Raw genomic sequence first — 20,796 nt, forward strand, 5'->3', positions numbered from 1 at the left:
ATGATACTAAAATTCAAGAAAATAAAAATATTATTATATAAAACAATACCTTACAAATATTAAGACTTTTGGCTAATTTCTTCGTGAGTTTTCATCCTTATTTGGGTGGTTGATTAGGTGGCATCTCTACCAATAGCCCAGTCAACTTACGCACCAATGGCAACATCACCAACACTACGGGATAGGCAATTGCCCATGACATCATCCATGCTGAAAACCAAAGTGATAAAAATGTATCACTCCAACCCAAATTACGTAGCATATTAATAAAGGAAATAATGCCACTCATTAAACAAGAGAGAAAAAAGGGCATCACCCAACCGACAAATTTGGCTGGCAGCTTCGGAATATTTCCAATAATTTTAGGACGTTCTGTAGTCATCTATTGCTTCCAAAATTTTGTATTTAATCACTATGCCATAGTTTTTCTGGCAAGATGTGATGCAGCTTATAAGAGCCTGATGAAAAATTTCAAGGCGAATAAAAAACATTCTATAGAAAGGACTCACCTTATGGTCCGAAATTTGCTATATTTGCTGTTTTTCTGCGACATTTATTTTCGACTCTATGAACACGGCAATACAAGCAGCGCTCGATCATGCAGTGCAATCCCTTCAAGCGGAAGGTGTACTCCCATCTGACTGGAATAACAACAGTACTTTGACGCGTACCAAAGACCGAAGCCATGGGGATTTCGCATCAAATATCGCCATGATTGGTGCAAAAGCTGCGGGTATCAAGCCACGTGATTTGGCCGAAAAAATTCTCGCAGCACTGCCTGAAGTAGCTGACATCAGCAAAGCAGAAATTGCAGGTCCAGGCTTTATTAACTTCTTTTTAAATGCCGATCAGCGTTTTGCTGTACTTGATCAAATTCAAGCACAAAACTCACAATTTGGTCGCACTCAAGTGAATGCAGAAAAACGCATCCAAGTCGAGTTTGTTTCCGCCAACCCAACATCTAGCCTGCATGTAGGCCATGGTCGTGGTGCGGCTTATGGCATGACGGTTGCAAACCTGCTTGAAGCTACAGGTGCAAAAGTTGACCGCGAGTATTATGTCAATGATGCAGGCCGTCAAATGGACATTTTGGCAACCTCCACTTACTTACGTTACCTAGAGTTGACAGGTCAGGAACTGGTGTTCCCAAAAAATGCCTATCAAGGTGACTACGTTAAGGAAATTGCACAAAGCATTATTGATAGCGATGGCAATGCCTATGTTCACCCTGTAGCAGACGTCTATAAAGATGTACCTGAAGATGTGCAATATGCTGAAGAACTCGATGCGGAAGGCAATAAAGTTGTCCTTTCTGGCGACAAAGAAAAGCATATCGATGGTTTAATTTTTAATTCACAACAATTGACGGGCAAAGGCTATCGTGTTTTCCATCAAGCGGCATTGAAAGCGATCTTAGATGACATCAAAGATGATCTAGGTGAGTTTGGTGTAACTTTTAATCACTGGTTCAGTGAAGCCTCTTTAACTGAAAAGATTGATGAAGCACTGCAAACCCTTGATCAGCGTGGTTTCCTCTACGAAAAAGAGGGCAATATCTGGTTTAAATCGACTGAATTTGGCGATGAAAAAGACCGTGTGGTCAAACGTCGTAACGGTCAAACCACGTATTTTGCCTCTGACATTGCTTACCACCTAAACAAATTACAACGTGGTTATACCGACCTGCTTGATATTTGGGGTTCAGACCACCACGGTTATATTTCACGTGTAAAAGCTGCTATTGATGCAATGGGTTATGACTCGAAGAAACTGACTGTCCTTTTAGTTCAGTTCGTGAGCTTGTGGCGTAGTGGTGAAATGGTGCAAATGTCTTCGCGTTCAGGTCAATTCGTGACTTTACGTGACCTGCGTAAAGAAGTCGGCAATGACGCTGCACGTTTTTATTATGTGATGCGTAAGTCTGAACAACACATTGATTTTGATTTGGATCTTGCAGTTTCACAAAGCAAAGACAATGCGGTGTACTACATTCAATATGCCCATGCCCGTATCTGCCGTATGCGTGAAAAAGCTGCTGCAACAGGTATCAATTTCAATGCTGAAACTGCCCGCCAATTTGCCAATAAGTTGGACTTGGATGCAGAAACAGAAATTCTTGCCAAACTTGCTGCTTACCCAGAAGTGGTTGCACGTGCTGCCAATGCTTACGAACCACATCAGGTCGGTAACTACTTGAAAGAATTGGCTGCTTTATTCCATGGTTGGTATAATGAGCACAAAGTACTGAATGATGATGCTGAACTTACACAAGCACGTCTATTGCTTTCAGTAAACGTACAACAAGTATTACGCAATGGTTTAGAATTATTAGGTGTATCTGCACCTGAGACGATGTAACAGGTAAAGTAACGCTTTGCACATCGTCGGATCAGGAGCCATGCCTGAACTGTAAGACCGAAAGCTACGCACTTGAAAGTGGCTATGTAAACACTGATGTATTTCTCGCTTTGTGAAACTTGAGTTTTGCAAAGCGATTGTTTATTTTGATACGACACACCTCTCTCAATCCATTGAGGCCGTGTATTAAAATAAAGAAATAATAAGTCAGTCCTTTGTATTGATGAGAAGAAAAGAGGTTTCCACGTGTTTGGAAAAACGCAACGCGGTGTTTCAGAACGACCAAATAAGCCGAAAAAACCACTGATTCCAGCGTGGTTAGGTACGCTTGTGGTTATTCTTATCGTACTTAGTTTTGCAGTTGCTTTAATGCTATGGAAACCGTGGGCACCTGTTCAACCTAAAAATCAGGTGACATCTGAACACTATCAGGAAGAAACCAACAAGGATTATCGTTTTTATGATTTGTTGCCACAACAACAAGTCACCCCGATTCCCGAACAGGCTATTCCTGAAAATAAAGATTCTGGCACTGTGGTGATTGTGGAAGCACCTCAAGCAGAACAAGCGGCAAGCAGCACCGCAACTGATGCTACAGAAGCTCAAATCAATCCAACACCAGCAGAACGTACACCCAGCTATATTTTACAAGTTCGTAGCTACCCCGATCCTGACAGTGCTGATGCGCGCCGTGCTGAAATTATCTTGAATGGTTTATCCGCTGATGTGGTGAAAACTGTTGAAGGGGGTAAAACTTGGTATCGTGTGGTATCTGGGCCTTATGACTCACAAGAAGCAGCCGTCATTGCACAACAAACTTTACAACATAGCGGTATCGACTCCATTGTCGTCAAACGCTAAGTAACATAAAAAAAGATGCTGATGTAGCATCTTTTTTATGCCCTCGACCCTTATAAGGCTTGCTCTTTGCCTTGTGCGCGGAGATAGGCTGGACGCTGAGCAATACGCTGGATAAAGGCTTGAATATTAGGATATTTCCCCTGAGTTCTCGACACTAATGCCTGCAAAGGAAAGCTCATCTGAATATCTGCGAAAGAGAACGTACCCGCAAAATAATCATGAGTAGCCAAATAGCTTTCTAAAAATTGCACATGATCTTTTAAGCGGGGTTGAATAAATCCTGCTTTCACCCCCGCAGTAATTTTTTTCGCGACAGGCTTAATCAAAAAAGGAACATGCTGCGGTACATTGGTCATCACCAATTGCATCACCAACAGCGGCATTAATGAGCCTTCTGCATAATGCATCCAATAACGGTATTGTTGTTTATTGGCATGATCCTGCGGTTTGAACTGTTGCTGTGTATCATATTGTTCTTGTAAATACTCTAAAATCACAGCTGATTCAGCAATACTCTCCTCCCCATCCGTTAAAACAGGGGCCTTACCCAAAGGATGTACCAGTTTCAGTTCAGGAGGTGCAGCAAACGTTGGCAAACGACGGTAAAACTGAATATGATAATTCAGATTTAACTCCTCCAAAGCCCACAAAATGCGAAAAGAGCGAGATTGCTCCAAATGATGTAAGGTAATCATGCCCTAGCCTCAATTTGCCAATATCAGAATTGCTTAACCTCAGCAATTCTCCCGAATATAAAAAGCCTGATTACATCAGGCGAGTGTGTATTTCTAAACTACGTAATAAAGTTTTGGTAACAGGAGTCTTTTCACTAATCTCAAGGACTTTCTGTTGTAATTCTTCTGATAAAGACTGTTGAAAGGATAACCGACGCTCAATCCATTCCTGCCCATCCTTATTACCATGAAACTCGGCTTCCACGCTAAAATCACCCAAATCAATTTGCTTATGCTGTGCATACATACGCAAAGTAATCATGGTACACGACACCAAACCTGAACAAAGAAAATCATAGGGTGCTGGTCCCAAATCTTGCCCCCCAAATGAGGCAGGTTTATCTGTGAGAAAATGATGTGTCCCACTTGAGATGTCACCTAACCAATGTTCCGCACGTGTGCGAACCTGTGCTTGCGCAATAATACTCATCTTATTGTTCCTTTGTTATTTTGATGCTTTCATTTTATCTGGGAAAACAGGGGCTTCTAAACGCGGTCCATCATAATCAGGAATACTTCCAAAGCGCTCATCTTGATTGACCCACTGTTCACGTGCTAACTGCAACTCTTCTTGAGTACGCCCTACAAAGTTCCACCACAGTAAAATTGCCGATTCAAAGGGTCCCCCGCCAAGCAACAAAATACGCGCTCCCTCATGCAATTCCACTGTAATTTCTGTTACACCTGGTTCTAATGCCAACATGTTGTCATCATTTAATTCATGACCATTAACAACAGCGATGCCTTCTAATGCTAGAAAACCATATTCAAACTTTGGATTTAGTCGCAACCGTGTTGTGGTCGACGCCAAGGCTTTCATATCGACACCCAACAGCTCCGTATGCACTTTTACAGGGGAAACTACATTTAAGAACTCACCCACCAACACCGTAAATTCAACTTGGTCTTGTTCTAAAGTGGGTAATTCTGGGTAATGATCGAAACGCGGTGCCATATTCTGCTTGTCATCAGGCAAAGCAATCCAGAGTTGCGCTGCGTGCATATGGGTTTCTGTCGCAGGAGCAACTTCGGTATGTGAAATTCCATAACCCGCGGTCATTAAATTCACCTGTTTCGGGCGAATTAGCTGTTTCGAACCTAAACTATCCGTATGCATCATGGTGCCTTCAATCATCCATGTGAAAGTTTGCAGACCAATATGTGGATGAGGTCCTACATCCAAACCATCCCCTTGAGGAAAACTGACTGGGCCTGCATGATCCAAGAAGCACCATGCTCCAATCATGCGTTTATGACGACTTGGCAAAGCACGTTTAATAACAGTTCCTTGACCAATTTCTGCTGAACGTAGCGGAAACTCTTGAATAAATTGGTTAATATATTTTTCACAATCATCTGAATCTGAAAGTTCAATATAGTTACTATTCGTCATATTGTTATCCTAAAACTATGTTTATCCAATCACATCAGCATAGCGATAACCTCTACAAACGACTAGTTCAATTTAAAATTTACATGTAAATCTTTATCTGAAAGATAAAATTTCCATACAATAAAATACAGCTGTCTATATAATGCATCGCATTTATCGAATAAAATGAAAAAATATGAACAAGAACAAAGAATTTAGTTTTACATACCTATTCCAATGAAAAATGTGCATTTTATATACAAAACTGTGATTAATGTTTATTATTTCATAAGAATGCATTGTAAATACAATGGAGCAGTAGCCTATGATTAAAGGAGGATATGGACAGACTGAATTGGGTCATAAGCACAACATCGAATTAGAAAACCGCCATAAAATTCAGCATAGCCCTGACAATACTTACATTTTACCCTCCCAATTATGCGAACCTGAAAATCGTGCGGCAATCGTCAATGCATTACAAGATCGTAATGCCCCCATTCCGCCACAATTTGAAGAGTGTTATTACAGTTATCAAAATGTGCATCAACGACATCATTTAAGACAAATTAATTTTTTAGCACAACTGTCCTTTCTTTGTTATTTTTTTGCAGATTGGTTTTTATTGCCAGATATTGTCTATATTTCAGGCATTGCACGTACAAGTGCAGTATCAAGCTTTATGTTACTGAATTGGGCGATGTTTAAATACTGTAAAAACATTCTAACTTTAGACTTATTACTGCCAATATCGAGTGCTTTCGCTGCCACAGTATGGTTCTGGCTACTCCATCAATCCGAAAACTCAAGTGTTTATTTTTATCAATATGCTTCGGTCATTTTTATCTTGCTGGGCTGTTTATCTATTCAAGTCCGCTTTCGACCTTCAGTATTAACAGCATTACTCATCAGTGCTGTTATTATTTCTGGAGTCATACATCTTAATAATACGCTACAACAAACAATTATCTTTTTACTGGTCTATATTCCAATTCTCATCTTTAGCTTATATATCAGTTGGAATAACACTTTAAATGCGCGCCGCACCTTCTTACGCTCTATGTTAGAAGAATGGGATCGTCACATGTTGCGTGAACTGGCACATACTGATGAACTCACCCAATTAAACAACCGTCGCCAATTTGAATTGATTGCTGATCAAAAAATCCATCAATGGCCACAATATCAATCTATTTGTTTGCTCATGTTTGATGTCGACTTTTTTAAACGCATTAATGACAGCTATGGTCATGATATTGGCGATCAAGTTCTACAGAATATTGCGGAAATCGCACGCAAAGAAATGCGGCGTGAAGATGTCTTAGCACGTTTTGGTGGCGAAGAGTTTGTTGCGCTTCTTCCCGAAACTGCACTAGAAGATGCTATGATGATTGCCAACCGATTAAGACAAAAAATTGAATCCTCTACGGTATATATTGGCAATAATATTCAACTTAATTTCACCATTTCAATCGGTGTTTCACAGCTTGATCCTGAAGACGTCGATTTACATCTACTGATTAAAGAAGCCGACGTTGCCCTTTATCGCGCCAAACAGAATGGGCGCAATCAAGTAGTCTGTTTTGATTCTTTACCGAATGAAGTCTAAGTCCATCCTAGATTATTCTTCTCTTACTCTTGAACTGTGGTCTGTTGTGCCAATTTGTGTTTAAGATGTTTCATAAATTGCCCAAACTGCGGTAATAGCTGTTCAAATAAAGGATGCTGACGATTTTCCAACAGTGTTTCACCAAACAACTTTAATCCAAGTGCAAATGCAGCAGTGGCATCTTTATCAAACAATTTCGCCTGTTGCATACGCTCGACAATCGCCAAAATATCATCATGATTACCTACATTGAATGCCAATTTTTCAGTATAGGTTGAGGGTTGTCCCTTGGCATCACAAAGATGTTGCACTGTAATATGATATTGATGTTGTTTCATTTTATTGTCCTTTTAACGAATAAATTTAAAACTCAGCTTTAGGTTGTACATGTAAGATGAGTTCAACCTTGACCAGTTGCTGTTGCATAACATCAGTCAACTGGTTCAGATAGTTGGATAAATCTTGATGTTCAAATGCTTCGACTTACCCATTTTACAGATATAAGATTTGAAACTGCGTTCGTTGTTACCGTATTACAAAACTGGCTTTGGCGCGTTGATGGTATCGTCGCTCAATCAATTTTGCCTGTTCTAGCTCTGTCAGTACGCGATAGATAGTGGTCAAACTCAAACCGCTTTGTTGCTGGTGTAGCTGTAAATATAGCTGTTTGCACTACACGCCACTGTGGCATCCAATAATTGCTGCAAAATGGAAGTGCGAGCTGAAGAGACTTTTAAATGTACCTGTTTTAATAATTCCTGACTTTGCATACTAGGCTCGAGATCCTTAAAGTCGACCAATTGCCACGGCAGCAGCATCAATTTGTGCAGCAATCTGACGCACGGTTTCAGCATCAAGAGGTTTAGCATTTAGTTTTAGGCGTAGTGAAGTTTTTAAGTTTTCCATAGCACGATGAATATCCATCAGCTCATCTTTATTTTGTATATCTCGCTTGGTTTCCAACTTATCTAATAGCTGCTGAATCACGGAATGCTGTTCTTTTAAATGTATTTTTCCCGCATCCGTAATATAGAACTGCTTACGATCCCCTTCTGTCAGTTGCACTTGAACAAAACCCATATCTTCTAAATATGTTAAAGTCGGATAGATGGTGCCTGCACTTGGACTATAACCTCCCCCTACCAATTCACTAATATCTTTAATCAGTTCATAACCATGTTTGGGGGCTTGGGCAATCAGATATAGCACCAATAATTTCATTCGACCTGCTTCAAATAAACGACCACGACGTCCACCATGCGGGCGCTCGGGATAATGGGAGTACGACTCATAGTCATGATGGGAACCCTGTTTCATAATATTTATTCGCTTTATAGATGAATTTATACTTATTAAGATATATCTTTATATATCTTAAAGCAAATACTCTTTGTTCTTATGCACTAAACATTTTGTTCTAAAGGTGAGTTTTTTTAAATAGATCTGTATCTCAAGCAATAAAAAAGGACGCTTACACGTCCTTTTTTAAATCATTCTATTTTGCCGCGAGCATAGCTCTTGGCGTAATTCAGGCGAGAAGCTTCGCTTCTTGAAATCCCTGAATTACTCCCACTCAATTGTTGCTGGTGGCTTAGATGACACGTCATAAACAACACGTGAAACATCTTTAATTTCATTCATAATACGCGTAGAAATCTTGTCAACCAATTCATACGGTAAGTGCGCGAAACGAGCAGTCATGAAGTCCACAGTTTCAACCGCACGAAGTGCAATGACCCATGCATAACGACGACCATCACCGACTACACCAACTGATTTAACAGGTTGGAATACCGCAAATGCTTGCGCGGTTTTGTCATACCAGCCGCTGTCACGAAGTTCTTGCATGAAAATGTCGTCTGCAAGACGAAGAATGTCCGCATATTCTTTTTTCACTTCACCCAAAATACGCACGCCCAAACCTGGACCTGGGAATGGATGACGGTAAATCATGCTATGCGGCAAACCTAGAGTTGTACCTAGTTTACGTACTTCATCTTTAAACAAGTCACGTAATGGTTCAACAAGGTCAAATGCTAAATCTTCTGGTAAACCACCCACGTTGTGGTGCGATTTAATCACATGTGCTTTACCTTGCTTGCTTGCAGCAGATTCAATTACGTCTGGATAGATCGTACCTTGAGCCAAGAATTTCACGCCATCAAGTTTACGTGCTTCTTCTGCAAATACTTCAATGAACTCGCGACCAATGATCTTACGTTTTTTCTCAGGATCAACTTCACCCGCCAACGCTGTTAAGAAACGCTCTTCTGCATCGGCACGGATCACACGGATACCCATGTTGTCTGCGAACATTTGCATCACTTGATCACCTTCGTTTAAACGAAGTAAACCGTTGTCTACAAATACGCAAGTCAGTTGATCACCAATCGCTTTATGTAATAAAGCAGCCACAACTGATGAATCTACGCCGCCAGATAAACCAAGTAGAACTTTTTCATCACCAATCTGTTCACGTAGTTGTTCTACACGAAGATCGATAATGTGTTCAGGTGTCCATAAACCGCCACAGCCACAAATTTTGTGAACAAAGTTAGATAATAACTCTGCACCTTTTGCAGTATGCGTAACTTCTGGGTGGAACTGCACGCCATAGAAACGACGGCTTTCATCAGATGCCGCAGCGAATGGGCAGCTTGGTGTACTTGCAGTTGTTGTAAAACCTTCTGGAAGACGGCTCACTTTGTCACCGTGGCTCATCCACACGTGTAATTGGTTTTCACGGTCTTGAAGCTGACCAATTAAGTGATCGCGCTGTTGAATATCAACTTCAGCATAGCCAAATTCGTGTACTGTACCCGCTTCAACCTTACCACCGAGTTGTTCAGACATGGTTTGGAAACCGTAACAGATTCCCAATACAGGCACACCTAATTCAAACACCACTTGCGGTGCACGTGGACTGCCTTCTTCATGCACACTTTCAGGTCCACCCGATAAAATAATACCGTTTGGATTAAACGCACGGATGTCTTCTTCAGACATATCGTAGGCATACATTTCAGAATATACACCCGCCTCGCGTACGCGACGTGCAATAAGCTGACTATATTGAGAGCCGAAATCCAAAATAAGGATACGATCTTCAGTAATTTGAGAATTGGTAGTCATGACAAACAACTATGATAGGCAAACGAATATAAGCGCCATATTCTACCATTTTTCCAGTTATTAAGCACACTATTTGGACAACCAATAAATATACATATAAAACAAATATTTAAATAAAAAGCACCGAACTTATCGGTGCTTCTGACTTGCAATAGGATTGCTGAATCCTACAGCAAATAATTTAAACCTCTGATTTTTCAATAAGGGCATCTAGACTGAACTTGCCTGCGCCATGCAGCATCAAGAAAAATAAGCCACCTGCCATAGCAAAGTTTTTCATAAAGTTAATGGCATCGTCTGCACCACCGTGGAAAATGAACGCGGTAATAAGGCTAAATATACCTAGACCGAGTGCAGCAAAGCGCGCTTGGAAACCAAATAACAGTGCCAAACCACCGCCAAATTCAACCAAAATGGTTAAAGGCAATAATGCACCTGGCACCCCCATTGCTTCCATATAACCAACGGTAGCGCTATAGGCGGTCAATTTGCCCCAGCCCGCAACCAAAAAGATATACGCGAGGAGCACACGGGCGATTAAACTCACAGCGTTATCAAACGCAGGTTGAGTCACGATATTTTTCACAACAACATTTGGATTAAACATAATTGAACCTTTTCTTAATTTTGTGGATAGGCACAGCTTAGTTTTTGTTGATAATAGAATAAATATGCATTTTTCAGACTTATCGTTTTATATTTGAAACAATAGATAGCTAAAATTAATTACGTTTTTATACTGACTTTCCGTATATGGACTGCTAGGATTTGGCTACATTTTCGCGATGTTTTACCCCATGGAACTCATTGATTTTATTTTACACGTAGATGACCATTTACTCGAATTTATTACAAATTATGGGGTATGGATTTACGCTATTTTATTTCTAATTATTTTTGTCGAAACAGGTTTAGTGGTCATGCCATTTTTACCTGGCGACAGCTTGTTATTTGCTGCAGGGGCATTGGCAGCATCTACAGGAGCAATGGATCCTTGGGTCTTGGGCATTTTACTGTTTATTGCAGCAGTTTTAGGTGACACCCTGAATTACCATATTGGTAAATATATTGGACCACGGGTATTTGAACTTGATTCGCGTTTTATTAATAAACAGCACTTGATTAATACCCAAAAATTCTTTGAAAAACATGGTGGTAAAACCATTATTTTTGCCCGCTTTGTACCTTTTGCCCGTACCTTTGCACCCTTTGTCGCAGGTGCAGGAAAAATGAATTATAAATTCTTTTTAACCTATAATTTAATTGGTGCTTTTTGCTGGATTGCCTCGTTTATTACACTCGGCTATTTATTTGGCAATATGCCTGTAGTCAAAGACAATTTCACCCATTTAATCTTCGGGATTATTATTATCAGTATCTTACCAGGCATTATCGGTTTTATTCGTCAGAAACTAGCAAAAAATAAAGTAAAAGCATAAGCGTTAAAAGAATCGAATTACCACTGGCAACATACAGATAATCAATAACATGGCCGATCCTTTATATAAATGATCGGCTTTTATTTGTTTTAAATTTCCCACCAAAATCGCTTTGCCAAAGACCATCCAGAACAATGCAAATGGAATCAAAATTAAAGAAAAGACCAAAAAAACCAAGCCTACACTCAAACTACTATTCCACATTTCTAACGGTAAAATTCCTGCGGCAAAAAGTAGCGCTTTTGGATTTTTAAGCGTGGAAAAAAACAATTGATGTGGTCGAATATGAGGATGCTTTTGATGATGCGATTGCAAATGTGTCGACTTCCATAAATGAAATGCAATCCAGAACACATACAATGCACTCAACACATGCAGTAAGGTAATCAAATGCGGCCAGACAGGATGGGTCAAATGGATAAACAGCGACCACAAGCTAATTGCATAGATGTAGCCCAATAATTCGGCTGGAATAAGTAAACTGGTTTTAGGAATACCTTGTTGATGTGCAGAGCTTGCCAGTAATGCATTGGTCGGTCCTGGAATCAGGAACACCGCAATCATCGCAAATACAAATAGCCAACTCTCAATCATAAAAACCTATTACTCAAGCTTAAAGTGTTGCACACCTTATCTGAAACTCCCCCCAAAGGACAAGCCAAACTCAGTCTAAATTGAGAACCGTTAAGTTGTATACAACGCAATAAACCAAGATAAGTATTTATTTATATTATATTTTATATTGAAATATTTTGAAAAACTTTCACCCTTTATCATTTCAGTGGTGCAATGACAAAGGGTGAAATAGCTATTTTGCAGTTCTTGGCACCACTTTAATTGGACAATTTTTAAACTGAGCCGCCTGAACAACAGCATCTTGCTGCCCCATCAAACGAGAGATTTCGGTCTTTTTGGTGTTTGAAGACTGTCCCATATTTAATGAAACACTTGGACCAAAGCCCCAGCCTCCACCACGGCTCCAACCACCACCTAGTCCAACATCGACTCCCATTCCCGTACTTTTGGGTACTGAAACACCTTGGTCTAAATATTGTTGAATACGGTCATACTCTGCCTGTAATTGTTGACAGTTCAATGACTGATATTGTGTAGGCGAAACATAAGTCGGTTTAACCGTGGTTGCACACGCGGTCAGCAATAAACCACTTGCAGCAAGGATAGATAAAGCAATTTTTTTCATCTGTTTTCTCAATCTTATTTTTGCTCAATTTCATTGAACAATGAAAGATAGGCCTGCGTCAATTTATGATCTTTGGCTAAATAGATTAATGGCTGGTTTTGATGATGGGATTCTTTCATCAGCACTGAAGGTGGCAACATATTTTCCAATACTGGCAAGCCTTCATCTTTTAGTTCCTGCACCACTTCACGCGGTAACTTGGCTTGTGCTTGGTATTGATTCACCACAATGCCTTCAATTTCCAGTTGGTCATTATGATCATCTTGGGTTTCAATCACATTTTCAATGAGGCTTTGTAGGGCACGTTTTGAGAATACATCACAATCGAACGGAATCAACACGCGATCTGCGGCAATTAATGCCGACAAAGTAAAAAAATTAAAGGCTGGTGGAGTATCAATATAAACACGGTCATATTTGCCTTCGAGTAACTTCAAAGCATCCCGTAATTTATAAATTTTATGTTTGGCTTCTAAAGCATGGGCCAAAGCCCCTAAACTCGGACTGGCTGGAATCACATCCAATAGTTTAAACGGGGTTTGATGCACATAACTTTCCAAACCTTTGGAACGATTTTTTAGTAAAGAGCCGATCGCATTGCCCAATAAACCTGCTTTGCTTTGGGTTGCTCCCAACACTTCTTCAAAGTAGTTTTCGATATTCGGTTCCAATGCAGGCTTATCCACTGAATACGTAGCATCATCTCCCAATAAATACTGACTGGAGTTGGCTTGCGGATCCAAATCAATCACCAGTGTTTTTAAGCCCTGATAAGCACTAATCGCAGCCAAATTGACTGTAATACTCGACTTGCCTACACCACCTTTCTGATTAAACACCACACGTGTCCGCATATTCCCCCCTCCCTCAATTCTTATCTGTGATCGTTCAGCAGTGTAAACGATCATTTTTTTATCGTTATCGAAAATGTCTGACAATCAACCAAAATTTGGCTGAATCATCACCAAGCCCAAAATAGCAACAAACGCCACCACAGCTAAAAACAAGCCTGCACGACGTTGTGCCAAAACGATCAGATCCTGTTTCTTATAGGCTTTACTTAAAGAAGATAACAGCACGAAAAACAGAATGATTTTGGCATAAAACCAAGACTGTACCTCAAAACCTTTCATCACCAACAAGGCAACACCTGTCAAAATCAACAAGGTCATAGCACTGTGCTGAAAAGCCACAAAGAATTTACGTGCAGATGGATTCGGCAAATTACCTTCAGTTCCCGAAAATAAACTCCGCGCACGAATCACAATTGCCAAACCTGCCAGTACAACTGCCAACCAATGCAGCATTAACAACATTTGAGCATCCATAACAAGCCAATATCCTTAATGCTTAGGTGCATGTGCACATTCAGGGCTTGACGTGTCTTGTCCCTGCCATTCTGATTCTACAAAGGCATGAATTGCCAGTGCATGAATGCGACTCGGTGCCAATAAATCCCCCACAGCAGCATATACTTTTTGATGACGTTGCACTAAACGTAAGCCATCAAAGGCTTCGCTGACAATCACCACTTTGAAATGGGACTCTTTGCCAGGAAAATACCCACCATGCCCCGAAGATTCATTCACAATTTCTAAATAAGTCGGTGCCAATTGCTGTAAACGATCACGCAGTTGTAATTCTAAGCTCATGAGAATCTGCCTTTATCTTATCCATTATATACAGTATAGCTGTTCTACCTCTATGTTTTGTATTCAGAGGTGACTTTTAGGGTTTCAATCGTAATTTTTTAGAAAATCTGGCATAAAATGCTTGTATTTTATGCAATTGATACAAGTTTTTTCAGAAACATATTGACCATCATTTTTCATACTGTATTATACACGGCATGCGGGAATAGCTCAGTTGGTAGAGCACAACCTTGCCAAGGTTGGGGTCGCGAGTTCGAGTCTCGTTTCCCGCTCCAAATTTTTTAGTGTAAGTTTTAGAAAAAACTGCTCAATATGCGGGAATAGCTCAGTTGGTAGAGCACAACCTTGCCAAGGTTGGGGTCGCGAGTTCGAGTCTCGTTTCCCGCTCCAGATTCAAAAAAGCCCTAGTCAAATGATTAGGGCTTTTTTTATGGCTAAAAATTTAAATCTGAATAATCCATCCATTTTTATTCAAGTAGCCCACCAAATTTTTACAGAATTGATCTGATTCACCAGCAATCTTCTAGAAAATTACCGATTCAAACGTTTACATCTAAATAGCCATTTCGAGACCTTTAAAATCACTTTTGCATCACCTCAAAGCTCTGGGGTATAACCATAATACATACAAAAAACAATCACCATTAAAAACAGCCTGACATCTTGATCACTAAAGGTATTGGATGTCCAATTATAGGAATGCGAGTTCAAAGCTTAAATGGCATTTATGAATTTGATGTGAAAACTATCCCGAAGTTAAAGCCTCAACTGAGCATTAACGATCAATATGAAGCTGGATAGACAATCAATTGCCCCTCTACACAGCCATATAAAAATTACCCCACGCCTGAAAGTTCAGACATGGAGTAGTCATTTATCTTAATGAATTATTGTCAGTTTAGCGTACAGCAATTTTAGGATTAGAATTGCCCCACATGGTGTAGACATCTGCAAGCAGCGCACCATTGTATTCTTCTAAATCACTTTGCTTGACGCTTTCATTGCCTTGCTGACCAAACAACACTACTTCATCACTGGCACGAATATCAGGAAAATCAGTGACATCGACCATGGTGGTATTCATCGACGTCCGTCCAACGACAGGGACTTTATGTCCACGAATCAGTACATAGGCTTTATTACTAAAAGCACGACGATAGCCATCTGAATAGCCCATCGGCAAGTTCGCCAATAAAGAATCACGTTGTAAAGTATAGGTTCGATCATAGCCTACAGTTGTACCTTTTAAATAAACATTCACTGTTGCCACTTGGGTTTTAAACGTCATCAACTTTTTATATTCCACACGGTCAGGAATGCTGTCACCATAAATCACGCCACCAGCACGAACCATATCTAAATGTGACTCTGGCACTGTTAAAGTGGCAAATGAATTGGCTGTGTGCAAGGTTAGCTCTTCACGTTTGAGTTTGGCTTTTTTAATGAGCCAGTTCGTTTGTTGGTTAAAGACTGCTAAACGTTCCCGCACATATTTTTCATCTTCTACTGCATAATGCGTCATGATACCGACCAACTTCAAATTTGGCAGTTTGGTCATACGCAGTGCTTGCTGTTTGCCTGTTTCACTGTTTAACTCTAAACCATTCCGATCCATACCGCCTGCATTCAAACCCAAATGATAGGCAACTGTAATGCCCTGCTGTTTCGCCCAAGTGGAAATACGCTGCGCTTGCTCATAGTTTCCGAATAATTCTTCCATCTTGAGTGAAGCTGCATTTTGAATTTCTTGATCGGTGGCTGCACGCAATCTTAAGATACGACCTTGATAACCCGATTGGCGTACCATCGCTGCTTCGGCATTACTGGTAATGCCCACACAAGGTACATTTAACTTGATAATGCTCGGCATCAACAACTGAATTCCATGCCCATAAGCATCGGCTTTCATCACAGCACAAATTTGGCTCTTATCCTGCAATTGCTGCTGCAAGGTTTGAATATTTTGCTCAAAGGCTTGCACATTAATTTCAACCCAAGCGTTGGCTTGAGGGGCCGCAGCCTGTGTCGCTGAAATCTGTGATGTCAACATCGGTGCCGCCATCGCACTGCTCATATTCAGCAGCCCTGCCCCCAACATACATGCCAATAATGTTACTTTTTTCAAGACAAATCCCTCTTGGTCGTTATAAAAAAGAGAGGGTAAATACCCTCTCTCACTCTTCATTAATTATTTTCTGATAGTTCATCATGATCAATGCGACGACCATGCTCTAAAATCCAAGTGCGCTTGCTATCTTGACGTTGACGACGTTTGTAAGCAATCCATAAGCCGACAAACCAAAGTGGTGAAACAAACAGTGAAATACGCGTATCATGATCGAGACATAGAATCGCAACCACAAACACCATAAAGGCGATCCCAAACCAGCTCATAAAAATACCCGCAGGCATTTTATAAATAGATTGCGCGTGCAAATCAGGACGCTTTTTACGATAAGCCAAATACGATGCCAGAATCATACCAAAGGCAAATACAGTCAAAATTGAGGTCAATGCTGTCACAATATTAAATGCAGACATGACATTTGGCGTAACAAATAGAATCAGCGTACCGATAAATACACAAATCATCGAACACAACAGGGCTTGTACAGGCACTTTACCTTTAGATAAGGTTTTAAAGCGCTGCGGCGCATCTTTCTCAACCGCCAAGCCATACAACATACGGCTGGTGGCGAAGATACCACTGTTTGCAGAAGACATTGCCGAAGTCACTACCACAAAGTTCACCACAGCAGCAGCGGCTGTCAGCCCGACCAATTGGAACATGGCCACAAATGGACTTTTGCCTGGATCAACGTGCTGCCATGAGGTTACGGAAATGATGACCAACAAGGCACCCACATAAAACAATAGAATTCGCCAAGGGATTGAATTAATGGCTTTAGGTAATGATTTTTCTGGGTTTTTGGTTTCTGCAGCAGTTGTACCGACCAACTCAATACCCAAGAAAGCAAACACTGCCATTTGGAAACCCGCCAAGAAACCTGTCACACCATGCGGTAAAAATGCATCAGGATCGGTGATATGTGAGAACGATGCCTTGACTCCATTTGGCGACACGAAGCCCATAACCACCAAGCTCACACCCAAGATTAAAAAGGCAACAATTGCCACAATCTTGATCATGGCAAACCAAAACTCAGTTTCACCAAACATTTTCACCGTAAGTAAGTTTAGTACCGTCAAAACAGTGATCGTGGCCAAAGCAGGCAACCATACGGGTAAATCGGGATACCAGAACTGCATATAACCGCCAATCGCGATAATATCGGCAATCGCAGTAATGATCCAACTGAGCCAGTAGGTCCAGCCCAAAAAGTAGCCTGCCCAAGGACCTAAATAATCCGTAGCAAAATCTACAAATGACTTATAATTGGTGTTGGAAAGCAGTAACTCTCCCATGGCACGCATGACAAAAAACAGGACAAAGCCAACGATCATATAAGTCAAAATGACTGAGGTTCCAGAATTGGCAATGGTTTGCCCCGAACCCATAAATAGACCTGTTCCGATAGCTCCGCCAATCGCAATCATTTGAATATGGCGATTGCTGAGAGAACGATCGAGTTGTTCTTCTCCAGCTGAATCGTAATGATGTCCACCCAGTAAATCACCCTCTAGGGTTTCTTTCGACTTATTGAACTTATTTCCATTCATCATGTTTATTACTCCAATTTACACCTCAAAGAGGTGCAAATACGGGACAGATATAAAATTTTTCCTTATTTAATATCCATCCAAAATTAAGCTAAATATTATCTTTCAATAATATTAATTTTATTATTTAACCGAATTTATAAAATAAAAATAGCGACCAAATAATCACAACACAGATTGCAAAACCTATACCAATTTTATTAATTTAACATTAAAAAATAATAGCTTAATAAAAACATGACGCGAGTTTATCCACTGATTACAAGCGAACTCATAATCACTGGACGTAAATATTGCATTAATATTTTTTACAATATCCATATATTCAATTCCATTGAAAATCAATTTAACGATTTAAATTCTATAAATCACCATCATCATATTTAATAAATCGAGACGAATAATCACACACGAAGCTCAGTTAATATCAAGCCTGCTCTTAACCCTTTTTTCACTTGAGTATTTGGAAATAAAATCCAGACCTGTTCTGGTGCAATCACATAAGGTTTGCCCTGTTGCAGGGCAATCACTGCATCTGATTGGAACATTGAGAAATTGGGCGCAGAATCGGCAAGATTGAGCTGAAAGTCATCTTCAGTTTTGATAATCGAATCGACGACACGAAAGTTTTTAATTGCTGACTTTTGGCGTGCAGGTAAAGCTTGTTCTGTCACCACCGCACGTAAAACTTGATTAATTGCAGCAAATGCTGCCAAATCATTTTGACCAAAAGGCTTGGCATGTCCAAGCTCAAGGGTTGAACTCGCTGCCTGAAATCTTGAACTGGTATAGTGCGTGAAGGTGCGACCCGCTGCATTGTGGTATACCAAGGCATCCAGTTCCGCAGCATTTAAACACGCCAACATGACCGCATCATAGCCATGAGTTTGATAAGGAAATAAAGCAAAAGTCGGAAGCAAAGATGGACGGATCGCTGTGTGCAAATCATAGTGATAGCGTTTGACCTGTGCAGGGCAAGATTGAAAGAAATCTGCCACCAACTGCTCTAGCTCAGCCACTCGCTTTGCTTCAAAGGTTTCAGAAAATTGCTGATGTGCACCACAAAACATCCGATTCATATCATTTTCAACATAGCGTTGACCTGAACGAATCGCGACAGGGTTGCCCAAAATCAATATTAATTTGACCTTGAGCTGTAACGCACATGCAAAAATATCCTGACTGAGCTGCGCCAATAACTCGATTGGCGCAGTTTCATTGCCATGTACACCCGCGGAAAGCACGATGGCTTTTTCATAAGCCTGCTTTGGAGTAAAAGATAAAACCCCTTCAGCTAACCATTCCCAATGAAAATCATGCTGTTCGCCCTGCGATACAGTCGGGATACGTTGTGCTAAAACATCACCTAGAAAATCTATCATTTGCTTTCCCTGCACGATTACTTAACGTTGGAAGTGATATACCGAACCCAAGCCTAAAATTTGCGTCAACTCATCTAACGCAGTACGGCTTTCAATCAATAATTGTGGGTCGGCCAAATCTTGCTGTGCCAACTGATCACGGTAGTACTGATCTACCCACGTATTTAAACGTGCAAACAAAGCATCATTCATAAATAGATTCGGATTAATCGCGTTCAGTTCTGCTTCATTCACGGCAACACGCAAACGTAAACATGCAGGACCGCCACCGTTACGCATACTTTCACGTAAATCGAAAACTTTGATGTCATCAATTGGGGTACCCATTTGAATCATGTCGTTCAAGTAGCTCCATACCGCTTGGTTTTGACGCGATTCTTCAGGCACTACAATGCTCATACCGCCATCGGCACGTGTGAGTAATTGACTATTGAATAAATAGGTATTCACTGCATCTTTCACTGAAACACGCTGATCAGGTACTTCAATGGACACAAACTCTTGACCCAAACTCGCCATTTTTTCACGAATTTCGGCCAAAGCTTCCGTTTGGTTCAAAAATGCATGTTGATGATGAAACAAGACGTTTTGGTTACTCACTGCAATCACATCGTTGTGGAAGACCCCTTGGTCAATCACATCGGGATGCTGCTGCACAAAAACGGTTTGTTCAGCTTTCAATTGATGTAAACGTGCAACAGCTTCACTCGCCTCACGTGACTGACGCGCAGGATAATGTTTCGGACCAATACCACCGCCGAGGAACTGCTGACCATAAACGAACACTTGTACGCTGGCTTGATCATAAGCACCGCCTAAACGGTTATGGTTCGCCGCGCCTTCATCACCGAACAATGCCACGGGTGGTAGTGCTTCGTGATGCGCAAAGTGACTCTCATCGTTAAACATGGCTGCCATAACACGCGAGGTCGTTTCATGTTCAATCGAGCGGTGGAATTTGTTGTTCAAGTTTGCCGCTGTAAAATGCACACGACCATCTGCACTGTCTGCCGACGGTGAAACCGTTGCCGCATTGGCTGTCCACATGCACGATGCAGAACTCAAAGCGGATAACAATGCAGGCGAAGTACGCATCGCTTGTTCAATCACGCTATGGTCATCCCCACAGAAACCCAATTTGCGCAAAGTTGGCACATGTGGGCGTTCTTGCGGTGCAAATACACCTTGCTTTAAGCCCATGTCGGCCAAAGCTTTCATCTTTAACAAACCTTGCTTGGCAGCCAACTTCGGATTCGATAGATTATTACGGTTTTTGGTCGAAGCTTCGTTTCCAAAAGACAATCCAGCATAGTGATGCGTTGGACCGACTAAACCATCAAAATTAATTTCATAGCCTGACATTTCTAAACTCCCT

At 40.8% G+C, this 20,796-nt stretch carries 22 protein-coding genes and 2 tRNA genes; 6 read left to right on the forward strand and 18 right to left on the reverse strand.

Annotated elements, in window-relative coordinates:
- Positions 1-97: 97 nt before the first annotated feature.
- Complete coding sequence (locus tag MP622_RS13415; RefSeq protein ID WP_151505335.1) at positions 98-382, reverse strand: DUF2798 domain-containing protein; 285 nt, start codon at positions 380-382, stop codon at positions 98-100.
- 185 nt (positions 383-567) lie between these two features.
- Between MP622_RS13415 and argS the strand changes: the two genes are divergently transcribed.
- Complete coding sequence (argS, locus tag MP622_RS13420) at positions 568-2,358, forward strand: arginine--tRNA ligase (protein ID WP_104441245.1); 1,791 nt, start codon at positions 568-570, stop codon at positions 2,356-2,358.
- 246 nt (positions 2,359-2,604) lie between these two features.
- Positions 2,605-3,219 carry an SPOR domain-containing protein gene (locus MP622_RS13425; protein ID WP_044739578.1) on the forward strand — a complete coding sequence of 205 codons (615 nt, stop codon included), beginning with the start codon at positions 2,605-2,607 and terminating at the stop codon, positions 3,217-3,219.
- A gap of 50 nt (positions 3,220-3,269) precedes the next feature.
- Here MP622_RS13425 and MP622_RS13430 read toward each other — a convergent pair whose 3' ends face one another.
- The 3 genes from MP622_RS13430 to MP622_RS13440 all read right to left on the reverse strand — a co-directional run bounded on the left by MP622_RS13430 (position 3,270) and on the right by MP622_RS13440 (position 5,346).
- Positions 3,270-3,914: a glutathione S-transferase gene (locus MP622_RS13430; protein WP_243791363.1), complete on the reverse strand. Its 645-nt coding sequence runs from the start codon at positions 3,912-3,914 to the stop codon at positions 3,270-3,272.
- A gap of 70 nt (positions 3,915-3,984) precedes the next feature.
- Positions 3,985-4,383: an OsmC family protein gene (locus MP622_RS13435; RefSeq protein ID WP_151505338.1), complete on the reverse strand. Its 399-nt coding sequence runs from the start codon at positions 4,381-4,383 to the stop codon at positions 3,985-3,987.
- A 15-nt stretch (positions 4,384-4,398) separates the two neighbouring features.
- Positions 4,399-5,346 carry a pirin family protein gene (locus MP622_RS13440; protein ID WP_243791365.1) on the reverse strand — a complete coding sequence of 316 codons (948 nt, stop codon included), beginning with the start codon at positions 5,344-5,346 and terminating at the stop codon, positions 4,399-4,401.
- Positions 5,347-5,650: 304 nt separating this feature from the next.
- Between MP622_RS13440 and MP622_RS13445 the strand changes: the two genes are divergently transcribed.
- The gene (locus MP622_RS13445; RefSeq protein ID WP_104441247.1) at positions 5,651-6,934 is read left to right on the forward strand and encodes a GGDEF domain-containing protein; all 1,284 of its coding nucleotides are present in this window, start codon (positions 5,651-5,653) and stop codon (positions 6,932-6,934) included.
- A gap of 23 nt (positions 6,935-6,957) precedes the next feature.
- Here MP622_RS13445 and MP622_RS13450 read toward each other — a convergent pair whose 3' ends face one another.
- From MP622_RS13450 to MP622_RS13470, 5 genes are all read right to left on the reverse strand, one after another.
- On the reverse strand, positions 6,958-7,272 hold the full coding sequence (locus tag MP622_RS13450; protein ID WP_243791367.1) for a DUF3861 domain-containing protein: 315 nt from the start codon (positions 7,270-7,272) through the stop codon (positions 6,958-6,960).
- Positions 7,273-7,560: 288 nt separating this feature from the next.
- Positions 7,561-7,704: a hypothetical protein gene (locus MP622_RS13455; RefSeq protein WP_243791369.1), complete on the reverse strand. Its 144-nt coding sequence runs from the start codon at positions 7,702-7,704 to the stop codon at positions 7,561-7,563.
- 16 nt (positions 7,705-7,720) lie between these two features.
- Positions 7,721-8,251, reverse strand: coding sequence for a PadR family transcriptional regulator (locus MP622_RS13460; RefSeq protein WP_243791371.1), 531 nt, complete (start codon positions 8,249-8,251; stop codon positions 7,721-7,723).
- 246 nt (positions 8,252-8,497) lie between these two features.
- Positions 8,498-10,066 (reverse strand): glutamine-hydrolyzing GMP synthase, encoded by a 1,569-nt coding sequence (gene guaA / locus MP622_RS13465; RefSeq protein WP_044739571.1) that lies wholly within the window; start codon positions 10,064-10,066, stop codon positions 8,498-8,500.
- 181 nt (positions 10,067-10,247) lie between these two features.
- Entirely contained in the window at positions 10,248-10,673 is a 426-nt protein-coding gene (locus tag MP622_RS13470; protein ID WP_044739570.1) for a DoxX family protein, read from the reverse strand.
- A 190-nt stretch (positions 10,674-10,863) separates the two neighbouring features.
- Between MP622_RS13470 and MP622_RS13475 the strand changes: the two genes are divergently transcribed.
- Positions 10,864-11,505, forward strand: a complete 642-nt coding sequence (locus MP622_RS13475; protein WP_044739569.1) for a DedA family protein — start codon at positions 10,864-10,866, stop codon at positions 11,503-11,505.
- Positions 11,506-11,508: 3 nt separating this feature from the next.
- Here the strand turns inward: MP622_RS13475 and MP622_RS13480 are convergent, their stop codons facing one another.
- The 5 genes from MP622_RS13480 to MP622_RS13500 all read right to left on the reverse strand — a co-directional run bounded on the left by MP622_RS13480 (position 11,509) and on the right by MP622_RS13500 (position 14,358).
- Positions 11,509-12,099 (reverse strand): threonine transporter RhtB, encoded by a 591-nt coding sequence (locus MP622_RS13480; protein WP_243791373.1) that lies wholly within the window; start codon positions 12,097-12,099, stop codon positions 11,509-11,511.
- Between the two features lie 214 nt (positions 12,100-12,313).
- Positions 12,314-12,706 carry a hypothetical protein gene (locus tag MP622_RS13485; protein ID WP_044739567.1) on the reverse strand — a complete coding sequence of 131 codons (393 nt, stop codon included), beginning with the start codon at positions 12,704-12,706 and terminating at the stop codon, positions 12,314-12,316.
- A gap of 14 nt (positions 12,707-12,720) precedes the next feature.
- Complete coding sequence (locus tag MP622_RS13490) at positions 12,721-13,560, reverse strand: ParA family protein (RefSeq protein WP_243791374.1); 840 nt, start codon at positions 13,558-13,560, stop codon at positions 12,721-12,723.
- An 84-nt stretch (positions 13,561-13,644) separates the two neighbouring features.
- Entirely contained in the window at positions 13,645-14,034 is a 390-nt protein-coding gene (locus MP622_RS13495) for a SirB2 family protein (protein ID WP_044739566.1), read from the reverse strand.
- Between the two features lie 15 nt (positions 14,035-14,049).
- The gene (locus MP622_RS13500) at positions 14,050-14,358 is read right to left on the reverse strand and encodes a BolA family protein (protein WP_016165636.1); all 309 of its coding nucleotides are present in this window, start codon (positions 14,356-14,358) and stop codon (positions 14,050-14,052) included.
- Between the two features lie 199 nt (positions 14,359-14,557).
- On the opposite strand from MP622_RS13500, the gene MP622_RS13505 reads away from it, so the two are divergent.
- Both MP622_RS13505 and MP622_RS13510 read left to right on the forward strand, forming a co-directional pair.
- Positions 14,558-14,633 (forward strand) — tRNA-Gly (locus tag MP622_RS13505).
- A gap of 39 nt (positions 14,634-14,672) precedes the next feature.
- Positions 14,673-14,748, forward strand: a tRNA-Gly gene (locus MP622_RS13510).
- A 508-nt stretch (positions 14,749-15,256) separates the two neighbouring features.
- Here MP622_RS13510 and alr read toward each other — a convergent pair.
- From alr to astB, 4 genes are all read right to left on the reverse strand, one after another.
- On the reverse strand, positions 15,257-16,456 hold the full coding sequence (gene alr / locus MP622_RS13515; RefSeq protein WP_243793535.1) for an alanine racemase: 1,200 nt from the start codon (positions 16,454-16,456) through the stop codon (positions 15,257-15,259).
- A gap of 86 nt (positions 16,457-16,542) precedes the next feature.
- Positions 16,543-18,042, reverse strand: coding sequence for an amino acid permease (locus MP622_RS13520; protein ID WP_243791376.1), 1,500 nt, complete (start codon positions 18,040-18,042; stop codon positions 16,543-16,545).
- A gap of 401 nt (positions 18,043-18,443) precedes the next feature.
- Positions 18,444-19,421, reverse strand: coding sequence for a succinylglutamate desuccinylase (astE, locus tag MP622_RS13525; RefSeq protein ID WP_151505344.1), 978 nt, complete (start codon positions 19,419-19,421; stop codon positions 18,444-18,446).
- A gap of 21 nt (positions 19,422-19,442) precedes the next feature.
- Positions 19,443-20,783 (reverse strand): N-succinylarginine dihydrolase, encoded by a 1,341-nt coding sequence (gene astB / locus MP622_RS13530; RefSeq protein WP_243791377.1) that lies wholly within the window; start codon positions 20,781-20,783, stop codon positions 19,443-19,445.
- Positions 20,784-20,796: the final 13 nt, after the last annotated feature.

The organism is Acinetobacter sp. PK01 (assembly GCF_022819285.1).
Lineage (GTDB): Bacteria > Pseudomonadota > Gammaproteobacteria > Pseudomonadales > Moraxellaceae > Acinetobacter > Acinetobacter tandoii.

Excerpts from the sequence above, each read along its gene's own strand:
- MP622_RS13415 (WP_151505335.1), bottom strand. The coding sequence starts at position 382 with ATGACTACAGAACGTCCTAAAATTATTGGAAATATTCCGAAGCTGCCA.
- argS (WP_104441245.1), top strand. The coding sequence starts at position 568 with ATGAACACGGCAATACAAGCAGCGCTCGATCATGCAGTGCAATCCCTT.
- MP622_RS13430 (WP_243791363.1), bottom strand. The coding sequence starts at position 3,914 with ATGATTACCTTACATCATTTGGAGCAATCTCGCTCTTTTCGCATTTTG.
- MP622_RS13435 (WP_151505338.1), bottom strand. The coding sequence starts at position 4,383 with ATGAGTATTATTGCGCAAGCACAGGTTCGCACACGTGCGGAACATTGG.
- MP622_RS13440 (WP_243791365.1), bottom strand. The coding sequence starts at position 5,346 with ATGACGAATAGTAACTATATTGAACTTTCAGATTCAGATGATTGTGAA.
- MP622_RS13445 (WP_104441247.1), top strand. The coding sequence starts at position 5,651 with ATGATTAAAGGAGGATATGGACAGACTGAATTGGGTCATAAGCACAAC.
- MP622_RS13450 (WP_243791367.1), bottom strand. The coding sequence starts at position 7,272 with ATGAAACAACATCAATATCATATTACAGTGCAACATCTTTGTGATGCC.
- MP622_RS13455 (WP_243791369.1), bottom strand. The coding sequence starts at position 7,704 with ATGCAAAGTCAGGAATTATTAAAACAGGTACATTTAAAAGTCTCTTCA.
- MP622_RS13460 (WP_243791371.1), bottom strand. The coding sequence starts at position 8,251 with ATGAAACAGGGTTCCCATCATGACTATGAGTCGTACTCCCATTATCCC.
- guaA (WP_044739571.1), bottom strand. The coding sequence starts at position 10,066 with ATGACTACCAATTCTCAAATTACTGAAGATCGTATCCTTATTTTGGAT.
- MP622_RS13470 (WP_044739570.1), bottom strand. The coding sequence starts at position 10,673 with ATGTTTAATCCAAATGTTGTTGTGAAAAATATCGTGACTCAACCTGCG.
- MP622_RS13475 (WP_044739569.1), top strand. The coding sequence starts at position 10,864 with ATGGAACTCATTGATTTTATTTTACACGTAGATGACCATTTACTCGAA.
- MP622_RS13480 (WP_243791373.1), bottom strand. The coding sequence starts at position 12,099 with ATGATTGAGAGTTGGCTATTTGTATTTGCGATGATTGCGGTGTTCCTG.
- MP622_RS13485 (WP_044739567.1), bottom strand. The coding sequence starts at position 12,706 with ATGAAAAAAATTGCTTTATCTATCCTTGCTGCAAGTGGTTTATTGCTG.
- MP622_RS13490 (WP_243791374.1), bottom strand. The coding sequence starts at position 13,560 with ATGCGGACACGTGTGGTGTTTAATCAGAAAGGTGGTGTAGGCAAGTCG.
- MP622_RS13495 (WP_044739566.1), bottom strand. The coding sequence starts at position 14,034 with ATGGATGCTCAAATGTTGTTAATGCTGCATTGGTTGGCAGTTGTACTG.
- MP622_RS13500 (WP_016165636.1), bottom strand. The coding sequence starts at position 14,358 with ATGAGCTTAGAATTACAACTGCGTGATCGTTTACAGCAATTGGCACCG.
- alr (WP_243793535.1), bottom strand. The coding sequence starts at position 16,456 with ATGTTGGGGGCAGGGCTGCTGAATATGAGCAGTGCGATGGCGGCACCG.
- MP622_RS13520 (WP_243791376.1), bottom strand. The coding sequence starts at position 18,042 with ATGATGAATGGAAATAAGTTCAATAAGTCGAAAGAAACCCTAGAGGGT.
- astE (WP_151505344.1), bottom strand. The coding sequence starts at position 19,421 with ATGATAGATTTTCTAGGTGATGTTTTAGCACAACGTATCCCGACTGTA.
- astB (WP_243791377.1), bottom strand. The coding sequence starts at position 20,783 with ATGTCAGGCTATGAAATTAATTTTGATGGTTTAGTCGGTCCAACGCAT.